Origin of the sequence: Haemophilus haemolyticus (assembly GCF_003493605.1) — a bacterium.
In the GTDB taxonomy this organism is placed as follows: Bacteria; Pseudomonadota; Gammaproteobacteria; order Enterobacterales; family Pasteurellaceae; genus Haemophilus; species Haemophilus haemolyticus_J.
In genome coordinates, this window is record NZ_QQKA01000007.1 from 99,794 (window position 1) to 115,959 (window position 16,166).

Consider the following 16,166-nt stretch of genomic DNA (forward strand, 5'->3'; position numbering starts at 1 on the left):
GATTTCCTCTTAGTAGCTATAAACACTGTAAATTTTAACTTATAATGGCGAAAAATACTTATAGGAAAAGAAATTATGCTAGAAATGTTAAAAAGCTGGTACTCACGCCGTTTAAGCGATCCACAAGCGATGGGACTATTAGCAATATTATTATTTGGCTTTATCTCCATTTATTTTTTTGGAGATTTAATCGCACCTTTGTTAATTGCTCTAGTACTATCTTATTTACTAGAAATGCCGATCAATTTTTTAAATCAATATTTAAAATGTCCAAGAATGTTAGCGACAATTCTTATTTTCGGTAGTTTTATTGGTCTAGCAGCAATTTTCTTTTTGGTATTGGTGCCAATGTTATGGAATCAAACTATTTCCTTATTAAGTGATTTACCTGCAATGTTTAACAAGCTCAATGAATGGTTACTAAACTTACCTGAGCATTATCCTGAACTCATCGACTATTCAATGGTCGATTCTATTTTCAATTCTGTGCGAGAAAAAATTCTTGGTTTTGGTGAATCTGCTGTAAAACTTTCTTTAGCCTCCATCATGAACTTGGTTTCTTTAGGGATTTATGCCTTTTTAGTGCCATTAATGATGTTTTTTATGCTGAAGGATAAATCAGAACTTTTACAAGGCGTGAGCCGTTTCTTACCGAAAAATAGAAACTTAGCCTTCAAAGTATGGAAAGAAATGCAACAGCAAATTTCCAACTACATTCATGGAAAATTATTAGAAATTCTGATTGTCACGCTCATCACCTACATTATTTTCTTAATATTCGGGCTAAATTACCCGCTCTTATTAGCTTTTGCGGTGGGTCTTTCAGTTCTGGTCCCTTATATTGGCGCAGTAATTGTCACGATTCCTGTTGCATTGGTTGCGTTATTCCAATTTGGAATCAGCCCAACATTTTGGTATATCATCATCGCTTTTGCTGTGAGCCAGCTCTTAGATGGAAACTTACTCGTCCCTTATTTATTTTCTGAAGCAGTGAATTTACATCCATTGATTATTATTATTTCAGTATTAATTTTTGGTGGTTTATGGGGATTTTGGGGCGTATTCTTTGCCATTCCTTTAGCGACTTTAGTGAAAGCCGTTATAAATGCGTTACCTCAAGATTAAAAGTCTAAATTAAAAAGCTATACAAATAAAAAAATAGTTAACCATGAATTTTTGGTTAACTATTTTTTATTGAAGTTTATTCTAAGAATAGAATTTAACTAAGGTAATTCATCAATTTCCTTATCTACTTTAGGCGGGATCATATGTTCACGGCGTAATCCAACATCGTATGCAATTGCGATTGCAATAAAGATTGAAGAATATGTACCAAATCCAATACCCACAAGTAACGCTAAAGAGAAGTTATGAATTGATGGACCACCAAAAAAGAACAATGCAATAACAACAATTAATGTTGTAGCAGAGGTCATGATGGTTCTTGATAAAGTTTGCGTTAAAGAAACATCAATAATATCAATCGTATCTAGACGTCTTATTTTTCTAAAGTTTTCACGCACACGGTCAAAGACCACGATACTATCGTTAATAGAATAACCCACAACAGATAAAATCGCTGCAACGAAGGTTAAATCAATTTCGATTTGTAACGCTGAAAACACGCCAAGAGTAATAATTACGTCATGCGCAAGGGATGCGATACCGCCGAAACCTAAACGCCATTCAAAGCGAGAACCTACATAAACTAGCATCATGGCTAATGTCGCTAATGTCGCATACACAGCACCTTGTGCCAATTCTTCCCCTACGTTTGGTCCAACGAATTCAACACTACGAATCTTTATACCAGAATCTACTTCTTGGAGCATTCCTTTTACGCGATCGCCAATGCCTGAATCATTATCCGTCGCTGGTAAACGAATCATGACATCTTGAACAGAACCTGTTGTCTGCACAATTGGGCTTTCAATACCATTTTCATGGAGCTTACCACGGATTTTTTCTAAGTCTGCAGATTGTGAAAAATGGGTATCAAAAACAACCCCGCCGGTAAAATCCAATCCCCAGTTAAAGCCTTTTGATACGATAAAAAATAGCGAAACAGCCATTAAAAGTGCGGAAAAAACATAGCCCCATTTACGCACTTTCATAAATTCGGTCAATGGGAACGGGAGTTTAATCCCATTGATTTCACGGATAAAATGTCCGTCTTTATCTTTTGCAAAAATTTTCATCGTTCCCTACCTAAATTGATAATTTCTTAAGTTGTTTACCGCCATAAAGCGCATTAACTAATGCTCGAGTTCCTGTAATTGCGGTAAACATTGAAATTGCCACACCAAGTGAAAGCGTAATCGCAAATCCTTGAATTGGGCCTGTCCCCACTGCATACAAGATAATTGCAGTTAAAATTGTCGTTAAGTTCGCATCAAAAATTGAGCTAAACGCCCCGTTGTAACCTTCATTGATTGCTTGTTGAATTGGACGACCATTGCGAATTTCTTCTTTAATACGTTCAAAAATCAACACGTTTGCATCCACCGACATACCTAAGGTTAATACGATACCAGCAATCCCTGGCATGGAAAGTGTCGCACCAGGTAAAATAGACATTAAACCCACTAACAACACGATATTAATGACCAAAGCAAAACTTGCGATAATACCGAACATTTTGTAGTAGAACAGCATAAATAAAATCACAGCGATGAGTCCCCAAAAGCTCGCATTAATCCCTTGCTCCACATTTTGTGCCCCCAAAGATGGGCCAATTGTACGTTCTTCAACAATTTGAATTGGTGCAATTAATGCGCCAGATTTCAGTAAGGTAGAAAGGTTATGCGCTTCCGCGATACTATCAACACCAGTAATTTGGAAATTAGAACTGAAACGACCTTGGATCGTCGCCACATTAATGACTTCCTCATGTTTTTCTAAAATAGTTTTACCATTTTCGTCTTTTTTACCGTTATCTTTATATTCAACATAAAGCGTTGCCATTGGTTTCTTGTAATATTTTTTGGTAGTTTGAGACATAATCTCACCACCTTCACCATCCAAGGTTACACTCACTTGCGGGGTACTTGAATGCTGATCTAAACCAGAACTTGAATTAATAATATGCTCACCACCTAAGACCGCGCGTTTAAATAATGCAACAGGATGACCTTGGCGATCATATTTAACTTCCAAATCAGCTGGCAACATATTACGAGAAATTGCATCGGCCGTAACATTTTGATTTACGATACGAAACTCAAGCGTTGCAGTTGCCCCTAAAATTTCTTTTGCGCGAGCAGTATCTTGAACACCTGGTAATTCAATTACAATACGTTCAGCACCTTGACGTTGAATAACCGCCTCAGATACACCTAATTCAGCAACACGTTTACGCAAAATCGTTAAGTTTTGCTCAATTGCTAAATCGCGTGCTTCATTTAATGCTGAAGTTGAAAGGCCTAAATTGATACTATCGTTATCCAACTCTGTTATATCTAAGGTTGGATGCAACTGATGAATAATACGTTCCGCTTTAGAGCGTTGACTTGCATCGGCCAATGTGACAGAAGTACCAAAATGCTCAGTATTTTTAATTGCCGTATATTGAATTTTTTCTTTGCGAAGTTCATTACGTAAACTGTCTTGTAATTGCTCTTGGCGTTTTACAAGTGCAGCATTCATATCAACTTCCATCAAAAAACGAACTCCACCACGTAAGTCTAATCCCCATTTCATTGGATTAGCACCAAACATGCTTAACCAAGCTGGAGTGGCAGGCGCAAGGTTTAATGCAGTGGTGTAATTATTGCCAAGACGTTCAGCAATTTTATCTTTAGCGAGGAGTTGATCATCGGTATTAGTGAAACGAGCTAGAATTGAGCCGTTCTCAAGCACGATAGATTTGGTTGGAAGATTGTTGGTTTTAAGCACATCTTGAACTTGTCCAAGCACGCTAGTATTCGCTTCTTGACCGCGCGTACCAGAAATTTGAACCGCAGGATCTTCACCATAAATATTTGGAAGAGAATATAAAATCCCGATGGCCACAATAAAAATAACCATCAAATTCTTCCATAATGGATAACGGTTTAACATAGTTTTCCTTTTCTTTTCTAACGCACAGAGCCACAATTCGTGGCTCTGGAAAATAATTTAACGTTACTCTTAAAGTGATTTTAATGAACCTTTAGGAAGAACGCTCACAATGTAGTTACGATTAATCGTAATTTCTGTCGTGTCATTTAACGCAATCACGATGCTATCGCTACCTTCGGTTACTTTAGTAATTTTGCCGATTAAACCACCAGCGGTTAAAACTTCAGTACCTTTTGCAAGCTCAGACATCAATTTTTTATGTTCTTTATTGCGTTTAGCTTGCGGGCGATAAATCATAAAGTAAAAAATTAAACCAAAGATCACGAAAATAAATAACGTGGACATCGGGTTTTGTGCTTCCATTGTATGTTTTCCTTGTTAATTTAAGTTAAAAATTGCGCTTAAAATACCATAAATTGGCTCATTGGGAAAGGTGAACCACGCCCAATATTCTACGTTATGGCGATTAATTTTATTTTTTCAAGATAACGATAAATTCTTTTTCCGAAGCGTAATATTGCTCGACCAAGGCAACAGAATTTTCTTCTGCAAAAATAGAAAAATTTTCCACCGCACTTTCAAGGTTTAAGATCAACATTAGCTCATCATTTTTATTCAAATTTTTTAAGGCTTTTTTGGCACTTAAAAGAGGAATTGGACATCGAAGTGCGGTTAAATTGAGCTGATATTTCATTCTTTAACTTGACGACGAGCACTCATGCTCTTGCCCATTTCAGCCAAAATACCCGCACTTAAGCATTCACGCCCCATTTCAAATAAGGGTTCTTCTAACGCAATATGACGAGCATAACCTTGAACAAAGCGTTCAATTAAATGCTCATCAATATTTTGACGTTGTTCAGAAATAAGCTCTTCTAACTGCGCAGATAGTGCATTCCAATTTTCATGCAAATAGTCGTGCTGTTTTTCTAATTCATCAATGGAAGTTTGTGCTTGCGGAGCTACTTTGACTAATTGAGGGAAAAAATCTAATTCTTCATCCTCATGATGTAACGGCGCGGCACGATTAAAATAAGTTAAAATCTGCTCAACATCATTTAATACAGCCTGAGTATAGCCGTGTTTTTCTAGATAATCAGGCAAAATGCTTAACTGGCGACAAAAACGTTTTACCTTACTATGACAGGCATAAAGCATTTCAATAGGTTCATTCCATGTGGCGAATTGTTGAGGTTCAAGAATTTGCATAAGGTTTCCTTTGTTAAAATAAAAGATCAAAGCCATTTATCTAAAACCGCTTTTTTCTCCTGCCTTGAATTTTCCAACACTTTTTCTAGTTCAGAAATTTGGGTTTCGATTTCATTGATTTGATTAACGATAGATTGTTGTTCATTTAAATCGGGTAAGCTAATTTCTAGATCTTCATAAAATGAAATTGGTACTCGACGATGTCCGCTTGAACCTGTCATATTTCGCTCTGCTTCCTTGCGAATACTCTCACGATTAAGAGAGTAGAATAAGAAAAAAGGCAAAACTTTGTTTTCGTTAGCACGGAAAACATGGAATTCTGAGCTCCCCATGCCAATCCCATTAGACAACCCAATCGCTAAAGCACATTTTCCGTTTTCCATACATGGAGTTATTTTTGCAATAATAACGTCATTTTCACGAAAATAGGTGTAAGAGCCTTTACGAAGAGAACCCAGTGTCTTATCAATTTTATTTTCAATAAAGCCAAAATTACTCACTGATGACATTTCTACAAAAGAAACCATTAAATCATCGGACAGTGTTTTTAGTTCAGATTTTGATGGATTAAATGAACATAAGTCATTGATTTTAAAGCGTTTTACCCCCCGCACGATTTCTAACTCATTGAAAATTTTAGCAATTTTTGCACGATATTCTTCGATTTGCATGCGAGTGCGGTTAAATTCATCATCAACTTTTTGACATTCTTCGACTACTTTTTGTTGAATGTCTAGAGGGACTTTAGGAATAGGTAAACGTTTAATATCATCAGGATAGACGTGTGGTTGTGCTGCACCACGCGCTAAATCAAAAATATTTTCTTGAATACTTTGCAAATATGTAAAAATAAATTTTGTCCCCACATAATTATCTGCTCTCACAGTTGTACAATCAGATGCAAAAATTTTCTCTGTCCAAAAATTTACAAATCCTGCATTTGCACCTGAGGCACTAATAGTAATTGTGTTTTCCATACGGTTAAATTCATTATGCATATAAGCAAAGTTTTTTCCTCCTGCAACAACTTTGTAATCTCCTACAATTGCATTTTTAGCAGTAATTGATTTGCCTTTTTTAATTTCTGCTGGAAACTCTTCCAATGCAATAATGGGATACTTACTCAAAACCTTAATTTTCTTTTGAACGTTAGTGCGAATGGCTTTATCAAAATCCACACGGCTAAAATCCAGCATTTGTGTAAGCGGTAATAGGCTCACATAATTTGCTAACGTTTGCGGAATTTCGACCGCTTGTTGGTTGAAATTCTGGCGAATAAGGCAGTTAATTTTGGTTTCATCAAACAAGTTTTGTGGGTTAAACAACGGAGTTTGAATTTGGTTAATACCTTTGAGTTTTGCTAGGCTATCGTCCTCATCACCGCTGGTTTGATTGAGATATTTAATCCCTTCGCTGCCTTTTGCCGAACTCCATTCATAACCTAAAAAGGCTTTCTTTTCTTTGTTGTCCGCAGGCATTTTCACCACTAACACATCTTGCGGATTATTTTGTGCCAACATAAAGAATTGCATCTTATCCGCCTCAATCGCTTTGGCAAAATTGAGCCACTCTTTGGCTAAATTTGCTGATTTTGCAAATTTTCTTTTCTCAAATGCCTTGCGGTATTCTTGGAAAAACTCTGTTTCAGCAATTGCCAAAGGCATTTCTTCGATGGCAGATAAGAAAGCTTTGTAATCATCAAGATTAAAACCGCAATGGTTGCAATAACTTTGTAACAAATGATGATCTTCAAATAAGCCATCAAAGCCAAAGTTACCACTTTGCCATTGTTCTATGCGATTTTTATAGTGTTCGCTTAAATTTGGTGTTGCTTGCTTACGGCGTAAGAAAAGGGTGGCTGTGTTTGTACCTGTTTTGCTAAATGTGCCTGAACCAAATTCTGCAATGGCGACTAAATCAAAATGTTGTAGCAAAATTTCACGGCATTTAATGTAAATGTTGCCGTTGGTTAAAATACTAGAAGGTAATACTATAACCGCAATCCCTTCAGCGTGAAGAAGTTGTTTGGCTTTTTCAATAAAGAAGGTTTCAATGCTGTTAAAGGTTTCTTCGTTATCAATGTTTTCATAAAGGGTAAATTTGGCTTTATCTTCATCGGAAATAGTAGATAAAAAGCCTTTAACGCTATATGGTGGATTAGCCACTAATAAAGAGAATGAACCATCTTGTAAGGCTTTACCTTGTTCTTGATTTTGAGCAAGGGCATCGGCATAGATAATATTCATCTCATCTTGCCCATACATAAAGGCAGAAACCTTTGCCACTTTGGATAAGCGGTATTCTTTTTCAATACCATAGATTTTTTGGTAAAACTCAGATAGATTCCGACCGCTATCTTTTAGCAAGGATTTGATTTGGCTTGCGTATTCCGTTAAGAAATGCCCTGCACCACAAGCGTAATCAATTACTTTTGGTGCATTTTTATTTTGTAAAACCTGTTCCAGTGGCAGTGAAGAAATCAAAAATTTCACAATCGGCATTGGAGTAAAAAACTGTCCTTCTGATTGTTTTACTCCTTGATCTAAAAAGCCCTCAAATAAATCACCCAAAAATTGGTGCTGTTCTTCTTCACTTTTGAGTTTGATGTCTTGCAACATTTGCACGATTTCTTTCAAAATTACTGCATTTTGAAAGAAGAGCTTTTCATTATGTACATCTAGAAACGCAAAAGGGTTGTTGGAATAGAATTTAAGTTGCGTAAAGTATTCTAAAACAGTGCGTTTGGTTTCATCTTTTTTATTTTTGAACAAATGAAATGCGTTGTTGATTTCTTCTTCGCTGATGTAGGTTACTTCTTCGCCCAAAAAATCTTTCATACCAATTTTATAAAGTTGTTGTAGACGATCTTGCAAGTCGTAGTGGTTATCGCTGGCGGCTCCTTTCCAATAAACTTTTAAATTTTCAGGGTTGGCTTTTTCGTCCACTACTTTGCATAGAAAGATATTAACCAGTTTATCAAAAGCATTTTCACGTGCTGAAACGTTATGCTGGCGCATAATCGTGGCAAATTGATGATATTTTTTCTGAATGGTGTCGTTATCAACAATTTTAAGATCGTTCACATTATAAGGACGATTACCGACTTTAAAGATTTCTGATTCAAAGAGATTATGCGTAATAAAGTCTTGTTGATAGGTATCTGTCCAAACGTTGAAATAATCCACTTTTGCCCCATTTTCTGCTTGAATTTGGGCAAAACTTTGTAATTTATCGTTGTTTTTCAAGAAGTCATTATTATCTGTCATCGAAATCAGATGATAAATGGATTCCACTTTATCATTGCGAAAATCTGAACAATATAAACAAAGCCATTTAGCTCGGCGGTAAGTATTAAAATAGTTAAATAACTGTCCACCATTTTTTAACATTTTCGCCCATGCTTTAGAAAATTCTCGACTTTTGCCATCATCTGCGGTTTTACATTCAATTAGTAAGTATTCCACGCCATCGTTATCTTGCACAATAATATCGCAGAAACCACCTGTATCACCGTGTCCGCCTGGCATACCTTGTTCTAAAATAATATGTTCTGGTTTATAACCAGATTGTAATAAGTTATGCACACACTCAAATACCACAAAATTTTCAGGTGCAGAAAAGTTTTTAGTAGTATCTCTTTGTGCTTTTAAGCCTTCAGGATAAATTAATTTTTCATTAGCAAAATCGACTTTTAATTCATAACTGTTGATTGTTTTATAATAAATTTTATTCGTTGGTGTAAAGCCTAAAGAAGAGAGTAATTCAGAAAAGTTTGAGCGAGTAATCATATATTATCTATTTATTGTGAGGTTTATTATTCATTATACTAAAAAGTGCGGTCAAAAAACATTTCATTTTCTACCGCACTTTCATCAATTATGATTTATCCGCTAATTGTAATGGTGGAACAGGTTTGCCCATGCGAGCATAGAATTCCACCACAAAATCATCAAAACAATCGTCTTCGATAGCTTGACGAATTTCCGCCATTAAACGTTGATAATAACGTAAATTGTGAATGGTATTTAAGCGTGCACCTAAAATTTCACCGCATTTATCTAAATGATATAAATACGCTTTGGTGTAGTTTTTACAGGTGTAGCAATCACATTCAGGATCCAATGGGCTGGTATCATCGCGATATTTTGCATTACGGATTTTAACAATACCATCAGTCACAAATAAATGACCATTACGTGCGTTACGGGTTGGCATCACGCAGTCAAACATATCAATACCACGACGCACACCTTCCACTAAATCTTCTGGTTTACCCACGCCCATTAAATAACGCGGTTTGTCAGCCGGAATTTGTGGGCAGATGTATTCTAAAATACGGTGCATATCTTCTTTCGGTTCGCCTACCGCTAAACCGCCCACCGCGTAACCGTCAAAGCCAATATTCACTAAACCTTCTAGTGATACTTTGCGTAATTCTTCAAATACGCCGCCTTGAATAATACCAAATAGGGCATTCTTATTGCCTAATTCATCAAAGCGATCTCGGCTGCGTTTTGCCCAACGAAGAGACATTTCCATGGATTTTTTCGCATAATCGAAAGTCGCTGGATAAGGCGTACATTCATCGAAAATCATTACGATGTCAGACCCTAAATCATATTGAATTTCCATGGATTTTTCAGGCGAAAGGAAAATGCGCTCACCATTAATTGGGTTTTGGAATTTCACGCCTTCTTCGGTGATTTTACGTAATTTACCTAAACTAAATACTTGGAAACCGCCACTGTCAGTCAAAATCGGGCGATGCCATTGCATAAAATCGTGTAAATCACCGTGTTTACGCATGACTTCTTGACCTGGACGAAGCCATAAATGGAAGGTGTTACCCAATAAAATTTCAGCACCCGTCGCACGCACTTCTTCTGGTGTCATGCCTTTTACGGTGCCATAAGTACCCACTGGCATAAATGCAGGGGTTTCAACGGTGAACGTGCCTTGTGGACGTTCAAATACCAAGCGACCACGACGAGCATTGCCGCTTGTTTTATCTAATTCATACTTCATTTTTGCTCCAACGAATAAACAGTTCGAAGATTTTTTTGAACAAAAAAGCCTGTTAAAAAATACAGGCTTTGTGATATCATATTTACAATGCTCTTTGAGCAGAGGCGGATCTGCTAAAATCAGTCCGCCAGTATGCACCTGACGGGCTGTTTGAGTAGATCCTTCATTTGTAATCAAATTGAGGATAAAAACTATGATTAATCTCATTATTAAACTAATCATTGTTATTCTACTTTGCCTACTATTGAAAGGTAGCGCTGGCTAGGTAGATTCTCCGACAAGGGATGGTTACCGCCATCTCTTGTTCTTTATTGTAGGTGCTGACTAATTACAAGTCAAACAACTTATTCCAATCCTCTCACATTAGAATTTTTATTAATAAACATCGCATCGCCATAACTAAAGAAACGATATTTTTCTTGCACTGCATGCTTATACGCATTCATAGTATTTTTATAACCAGCAAAAGCTGAAACTAACATTATCAATGTGCTTTCAGGTAAGTGGAAATTAGTAATTAAACAATCTACCACTCGGAATTTTTTTCCTGGATAAATAAAAATAGAGGTATCAGAAAAATAAGGCTCAATTAAATCTGGATTACCAAATTCTTCCGCAGAAAGCGCCGCACTTTCAATAGAACGAACAGAAGTAGTTCCCACTGCAATAACACGTTTACCCGCTTTCTTTGTTGCAATAATCGCATTGCAAACTTCTTGAGAAACTTCTACATATTCTGCATGCATCACATGATCTTCAATATTTTCTACACGAACTGGCTGAAATGTTCCCGCGCCCACATGCAATGTAACAAATTCAAAATTCACGCCTTTAGCTTTGAGTTTCTCAAGTAAATTCTCATCAAAATGTAATCCTGCTGTTGGCGCTGCGACAGCACCTGGTACTTTACTATAAACCGTTTGATAACATTCTTGATCGGCTTCTTCATCTGGACGGTCAATATAAGGCGGCAATGGCATATGTCCAATGGTTTGCAACACATCTAAAAGAGCGGTTGATTTATCACTTAATTCCACTTCAAATAATGCACCATGACGCGCTGTCATTACCGCTTTAATTCCATTATTTTCGCCTAATTTATCTTCACCTAAAAATAATTCAGCCCCTTCTTTTGGTGATTTTGATGAACGGATATGCGCTAAGAAACGATGATCATCTAACATGCGTTCAACTAAAACTTCAATTTTCCCACCGCTAGCTTTACGTCCAAACATTCTTGCAGGAATAACGCGAGTATTATTGAAAATCAATAAATCGCCTTCATCAATTAAATCCAATACATCTGAAAAAGTGCGGTCAATTACCGCGCCATTTTCCCCATTCAAATGTAATAAACGGCAAGATGCTCTATCCTCTTTGGGATAGCGAGCAATAAGTTCATCAGGTAAATCGAAATTAAAATCTGAAACACGCATAATAAAGTTTAGATTAAATAAAATAGGCGATAAGTCTAGTTTGAATTGGGGATGATCTCAAGAAAAAATAAAAATCTAATCTTCTATTTGTAGCTAAAATTTTTTATTTATCTATTGAGGTGATGCAAGTTAAGAACTATTTAAGATAGAAAAATGGCTAGCAATTACGCTAGCCATTTTGATGAATTATAAATTTGCTTTTTTAGTTGCTTTTTCGTTTACATCACAGTTTTTGATGATGATCTTATCGCTAGTTTTGCCTTTTTGAATTAAATTCACTGGTACAACAGAATCAAATTTATCTAAAGTTAAACCACTATCTACATTCCAAACATAGTCACCAGAAGTGAAACTTGTAAAATCATTTTGTAATTTATCACGAGCAAAATCTTTTGCAATAATTTTGTTACCTAAACTAACCATTGCAGCAACTGGTTCTTGGTTTTCAAATTGATACACTGCAGTCACAGTTTTTTTATTACAAGAATAAACTACTGTTTTATCAGTAATAGTTGATGCAGTTTGAGCAGCCATTTGAGCCGATGCTTTTTCCATTACTGGCGCATCTTTTGCACATGCAGATAATACAACAGCGGCAGCAAATGCCGGTAAAACTTTAGTAAAGTTCATCATTAAATCCTCTTAATTAAGCCCCAATCTGGGGTGCTACTTAGATACGTTTAATTAAATAAAGTTCCCAATGTTAAATCAAAAAAGCTATTAACATGAAACTAAATCCTAATTGTTATTTTACGACTTTTTATACTAAAAGTGCGGTAATTTTTAACGTTTTTCCAAAATTGGTTTAAGGAATCTGGCGGTATGAGATCCTGCGACTTTAGCAACTTCTTCAGGCGTGCCAGTAGCAATAATTTGTCCGCCACCGCTTCCCCCTTCAGGACCAAGATCGACAATCCAGTCTGTCGTTTTAATCACATCAAGATTGTGTTCAATGACGACAATAGTATTTCCTTGGTCGCGTAATCGATGCAGTACTTCAAGTAATTGCTTAATGTCAGCAAAATGCAAACCAGTCGTCGGTTCATCTAGAATATACAAGGTTTTACCCGTATCACGTTTAGAAAGCTCAGTCGCTAGCTTAACGCGTTGTGCTTCGCCGCCTGAAAGTGTTGTAGAAGATTGACCTAATCGAATATAGGATAATCCCACATCCATCAAGGTTTGTAATTTTCTTGCAATCATTGGAATCGCATCAAAAAACTCGCGAGCCTCTTCCACCGTCATATCTAAAACTTGATGAATCGTTTTGCCTTTATAACGAATTTCTAAGGTTTCACGATTATAGCGCTTACCTTTACATTGGTCGCAAGGAACATAAACATCGGGTAAAAAGTGCATTTCAACTTTGAGTACACCATCGCCCTGACAGGCTTCACAGCGTCCACCTCGCACGTTAAAGCTAAAACGTCCTGGATTATAACCGCGCGCACGTGCCTCTGGCACCCCTGCAAAAAGCTCGCGAATTGGGGTAAATAAGCCTGTATAAGTGGCTGGATTTGAACGTGGCGTGCGCCCAATCGGGCTTTGGTTAATATCAATAACTTTATCGAAATGTTCTAATCCCTCAATAGATTGATAAGGTGCGTAATCGGTTTTTTCAGCTCGATTTAATGCATTTTGCGCAAGTGGAAATAAAGTATCATTAATGAGTGTTGATTTTCCTGAGCCTGATACACCGGTTACGCAAGTAAACAAACCAACGGGAATATCTAAATTCACATTTTTTAAGTTATTCCCTGATGCCCCTTTAAGTTTGAGCCATTTTTTCTTATCAAGTGCGGTGCGTTTTTTAGGAATTTCGATTTTATCTGCGCCCGATAAGAATTTTCCTGTGATGGAATTTGGATTGAGCATAATTTCATCGGCATTTCCTTGCGCAATAACTTGTCCGCCATGCACGCCAGCACCAGGCCCAATATCAATAATATGGTCAGCCACACGAATCGCGTCTTCATCGTGTTCCACGACAATTACCGTATTACCAAGATTACGCAGATGAATTAACGTGTTAAGTAAGCGTTCATTATCACGTTGGTGCAAGCCAATCGAAGGTTCATCTAATACGTACATCACACCAACAAGCCCCGCACCAATTTGACTAGCAAGGCGAATACGTTGTGCTTCACCACCTGAAAGAGTTTCAGCTGAACGAGAAAGAGAAAGATAATTCAAACCAACATTCACTAAAAACTGCAAACGCTCACGAATTTCTTTAAGAATTTTTTCCGCAATTTGCGCTTTTTGACCAGTGAGAGAAAGTGCGGTGAAAAATTCGAGCGTTTCACCAATGCTTTTTTCCGCAATCATCGGTAAATTCGTTTTTCTGATATACACATTACGCGCTTCTGGACGTAAACGAGATCCCCCACAGTCTGCACAAGGTCGATTGCTAATATTTTTCGCTAATTCTTCTCGCACCGACATTGATTCCGTTTCTTTATATCGGCGAGCCATATTATTCAAAATACCTTCAAAAGGATGCTTGCGAATAACCACATCGCCACGATCATTCATATATTGGAATTCAATTTCCTCTTTGCCTGAGCCATGCATAATGATGTGTTGAATTTTCTTTGGCAAAGATTCATAGGGCGCTTCAACATCAAAATCATAATGTTTCGCCAATGAGGTGAGCATTTGATAATAATAGAAATTTCGACGATCCCAACCTTTTACCGCGCCACCAGCAAGGGAAATAGTTGGATTTTGCACCACACGATCTTCATCAAAATATTGTTGCATACCCAAACCATCACAAGTAGGGCAAGCACCTGCAGGATTATTAAAGGAAAATAAACGTGGTTCTAATTCTGGCACAGAATAACCGCAATGCGGACAAGCAAAATTTGCCGAAAAAACTAATTCTTCCGCTTTCGGATTATCCATATCTGCCACAATCGTGGTGCCACCTGAAAGCTCTAATGCTGTTTCAAAAGACTCTGCTAAACGTGTTGCTAAATCTGACCGCACTTTAAAGCGATCTACCACCACTTCAATAGTATGTTTTTTCTGTAACTCTAATTTTGGTGGATCAGATAAATCACAAATTTCGCCATCAATACGTGCTCGAATATAACCTTGCGCAGCAATATTTTCTAAAATCTTAACATGTTCACCTTTTCGATTTTTTACAACTGTCGCAAGTAACATCATCTTGCTGTCTTCAGGTAAACTTAATACTTTGTCCACCATTTGACTTATCGTTTGTGCAGTTAATGGAACATCATGATCTGGACAACGTGGCTCCCCTACTCGTGCAAACAATAAACGTAAATAATCATAAATTTCCGTAATTGTTCCCACCGTAGAACGTGGATTGTGTGAAGTAGATTTTTGTTCAATCGAAATTGCTGGGGAAAGCCCCTCAATAGAATCCACTTCAGGCTTTTCCATTAAAGATAAAAACTGACGTGCATATGCTGAAAGAGATTCAACATAGCGGCGCTGACCTTCCGCATAAAGTGTATCAAACGCTAAAGAGGATTTTCCCGAACCTGAAAGCCCTGTGATCACCACAAGTTTATTGCGTGGAATAGTCAGATTAATATTTTTCAGGTTATGGGTTCGAGCCCCGCGAATATCGATATTTTCCATAAAATAACTCAAAAGGATGAAATAAGTTTAAATTCTGCGATCATTATCGCATATTTTAATATCTGTGCAAATATCCAGTTAAAACATATAGATCTTTTAAAAAATTTCAGGCAAAATAACCGCACTTTTTTTAGATAAAAAATGAGGTTTTTTTATGGCTGGAGTTAATAAAGTCATTATTGTAGGTCATTTAGGTAATGATCCTGAAATTCGTACCATGCCAAATGGCGATGCCGTAGCAAATATTAGCGTAGCAACGAGTGAAAGCTGGAACGATCGTAATACTGGCGAGCGCCGTGAAGTAACAGAGTGGCACCGTATTGTATTCTATCGTCGTCAAGCGGAGATTTGCGGTGAATATTTACGCAAAGGCTCTCAAGTATATGTGGAAGGTCGTTTAAGAACGCGTAAATGGCAAGATCAAAATGGTCAAGATCGTTACACCACAGAAATTCAAGGTGATGTAATGCAAATGCTTGGTGCGCGCAATCAAAACGCAGGTGGTTACCCTAGTGATATGGGAGCTGCACCACAACCTTCTTACCAAGCTCGTCAAACTAACAATGGTGGTAGTTATCAATCATCTCGTCCTGCGCCGCAACAAGCTGCACCACAGGCTGAGCCACCAATGGATGGATTCGATGACGATATCCCGTTTTAATTCAAACGGACTCAAAACAAAAAGGAAGCAATTTTGATCTGCACCCCAAAAGTTGGACTAAATAACCAACTCACTAAGGTGCAGATTTTTTATGACCAAATACAATTTTCTTTTCAAGCAACAAGTCATCGAATTTTATCTTCAAAATGGTAAAAATAGTT

General features: G+C 37.2%; 12 protein-coding genes. 2 read left to right on the forward strand and 10 right to left on the reverse strand.

Features of this window, described 5'->3' with window-relative positions:
- The first annotated feature begins 75 nt into the window (after window positions 1–75).
- Complete coding sequence (locus DV424_RS06355; protein ID WP_118859462.1) at window positions 76–1,125, forward strand: AI-2E family transporter; 1,050 nt, start codon at window positions 76–78, stop codon at window positions 1,123–1,125.
- Window positions 1,126–1,223: 98 nt separating this feature from the next.
- Here DV424_RS06355 and secF read toward each other — a convergent pair whose 3' ends face one another.
- From secF to uvrA, 10 genes are all read right to left on the reverse strand, one after another.
- Window positions 1,224–2,198, reverse strand: coding sequence for a protein translocase subunit SecF (gene secF, locus DV424_RS06360; RefSeq protein WP_118785422.1), 975 nt, complete (start codon window positions 2,196–2,198; stop codon window positions 1,224–1,226).
- Between the two features lie 10 nt (window positions 2,199–2,208).
- Window positions 2,209–4,059, reverse strand: a complete 1,851-nt coding sequence (gene secD / locus DV424_RS06365) for a protein translocase subunit SecD (protein ID WP_118859463.1) — start codon at window positions 4,057–4,059, stop codon at window positions 2,209–2,211.
- A 69-nt stretch (window positions 4,060–4,128) separates the two neighbouring features.
- Window positions 4,129–4,422 carry a preprotein translocase subunit YajC gene (gene yajC / locus DV424_RS06370; protein ID WP_005631054.1) on the reverse strand — a complete coding sequence of 98 codons (294 nt, stop codon included), beginning with the start codon at window positions 4,420–4,422 and terminating at the stop codon, window positions 4,129–4,131.
- A 109-nt stretch (window positions 4,423–4,531) separates the two neighbouring features.
- The gene (locus DV424_RS06375) at window positions 4,532–4,753 is read right to left on the reverse strand and encodes a sulfurtransferase TusA family protein (protein ID WP_005653410.1); all 222 of its coding nucleotides are present in this window, start codon (window positions 4,751–4,753) and stop codon (window positions 4,532–4,534) included.
- A complete protein-coding gene (locus DV424_RS06380; RefSeq protein ID WP_118859464.1) occupies window positions 4,750–5,268 on the reverse strand; it encodes a hemerythrin domain-containing protein in 519 nt (172 codons plus the stop codon). The genes DV424_RS06375 and DV424_RS06380 overlap by 4 nt, the downstream gene beginning before the upstream one ends.
- A gap of 26 nt (window positions 5,269–5,294) precedes the next feature.
- A complete protein-coding gene (locus DV424_RS06385; RefSeq protein WP_118859465.1) occupies window positions 5,295–9,056 on the reverse strand; it encodes an N-6 DNA methylase in 3,762 nt (1,253 codons plus the stop codon).
- 88 nt (window positions 9,057–9,144) lie between these two features.
- The gene (gene tgt, locus DV424_RS06390) at window positions 9,145–10,293 is read right to left on the reverse strand and encodes a tRNA guanosine(34) transglycosylase Tgt (RefSeq protein WP_118802769.1); all 1,149 of its coding nucleotides are present in this window, start codon (window positions 10,291–10,293) and stop codon (window positions 9,145–9,147) included.
- A 344-nt stretch (window positions 10,294–10,637) separates the two neighbouring features.
- The gene (gene queA / locus DV424_RS06395; RefSeq protein ID WP_118859466.1) at window positions 10,638–11,729 is read right to left on the reverse strand and encodes a tRNA preQ1(34) S-adenosylmethionine ribosyltransferase-isomerase QueA; all 1,092 of its coding nucleotides are present in this window, start codon (window positions 11,727–11,729) and stop codon (window positions 10,638–10,640) included.
- 186 nt (window positions 11,730–11,915) lie between these two features.
- Window positions 11,916–12,359 (reverse strand): hypothetical protein, encoded by a 444-nt coding sequence (locus DV424_RS06400; RefSeq protein WP_118859467.1) that lies wholly within the window; start codon window positions 12,357–12,359, stop codon window positions 11,916–11,918.
- 153 nt (window positions 12,360–12,512) lie between these two features.
- Window positions 12,513–15,344: an excinuclease ABC subunit UvrA gene (uvrA, locus tag DV424_RS06405; protein ID WP_118859468.1), complete on the reverse strand. Its 2,832-nt coding sequence runs from the start codon at window positions 15,342–15,344 to the stop codon at window positions 12,513–12,515.
- 154 nt (window positions 15,345–15,498) lie between these two features.
- Between uvrA and DV424_RS06410 the strand changes: the two genes are divergently transcribed.
- Window positions 15,499–16,005 carry a single-stranded DNA-binding protein gene (locus tag DV424_RS06410; protein ID WP_118859469.1) on the forward strand — a complete coding sequence of 169 codons (507 nt, stop codon included), beginning with the start codon at window positions 15,499–15,501 and terminating at the stop codon, window positions 16,003–16,005.
- Window positions 16,006–16,166 lie beyond the last annotated feature (161 nt).

Excerpts from the sequence above, each read along its gene's own strand:
- DV424_RS06355 (WP_118859462.1), top strand. The coding sequence starts at position 76 with ATGCTAGAAATGTTAAAAAGCTGGTACTCACGCCGTTTAAGCGATCCA.
- secF (WP_118785422.1), bottom strand. The coding sequence starts at position 2,198 with ATGAAAATTTTTGCAAAAGATAAAGACGGACATTTTATCCGTGAAATC.
- secD (WP_118859463.1), bottom strand. The coding sequence starts at position 4,059 with ATGTTAAACCGTTATCCATTATGGAAGAATTTGATGGTTATTTTTATT.
- yajC (WP_005631054.1), bottom strand. The coding sequence starts at position 4,422 with ATGGAAGCACAAAACCCGATGTCCACGTTATTTATTTTCGTGATCTTT.
- DV424_RS06375 (WP_005653410.1), bottom strand. The coding sequence starts at position 4,753 with ATGAAATATCAGCTCAATTTAACCGCACTTCGATGTCCAATTCCTCTT.
- DV424_RS06380 (WP_118859464.1), bottom strand. The coding sequence starts at position 5,268 with ATGCAAATTCTTGAACCTCAACAATTCGCCACATGGAATGAACCTATT.
- DV424_RS06385 (WP_118859465.1), bottom strand. The coding sequence starts at position 9,056 with ATGATTACTCGCTCAAACTTTTCTGAATTACTCTCTTCTTTAGGCTTT.
- tgt (WP_118802769.1), bottom strand. The coding sequence starts at position 10,293 with ATGAAGTATGAATTAGATAAAACAAGCGGCAATGCTCGTCGTGGTCGC.
- queA (WP_118859466.1), bottom strand. The coding sequence starts at position 11,729 with ATGCGTGTTTCAGATTTTAATTTCGATTTACCTGATGAACTTATTGCT.
- DV424_RS06400 (WP_118859467.1), bottom strand. The coding sequence starts at position 12,359 with ATGAACTTTACTAAAGTTTTACCGGCATTTGCTGCCGCTGTTGTATTA.
- uvrA (WP_118859468.1), bottom strand. The coding sequence starts at position 15,344 with ATGGAAAATATCGATATTCGCGGGGCTCGAACCCATAACCTGAAAAAT.
- DV424_RS06410 (WP_118859469.1), top strand. The coding sequence starts at position 15,499 with ATGGCTGGAGTTAATAAAGTCATTATTGTAGGTCATTTAGGTAATGAT.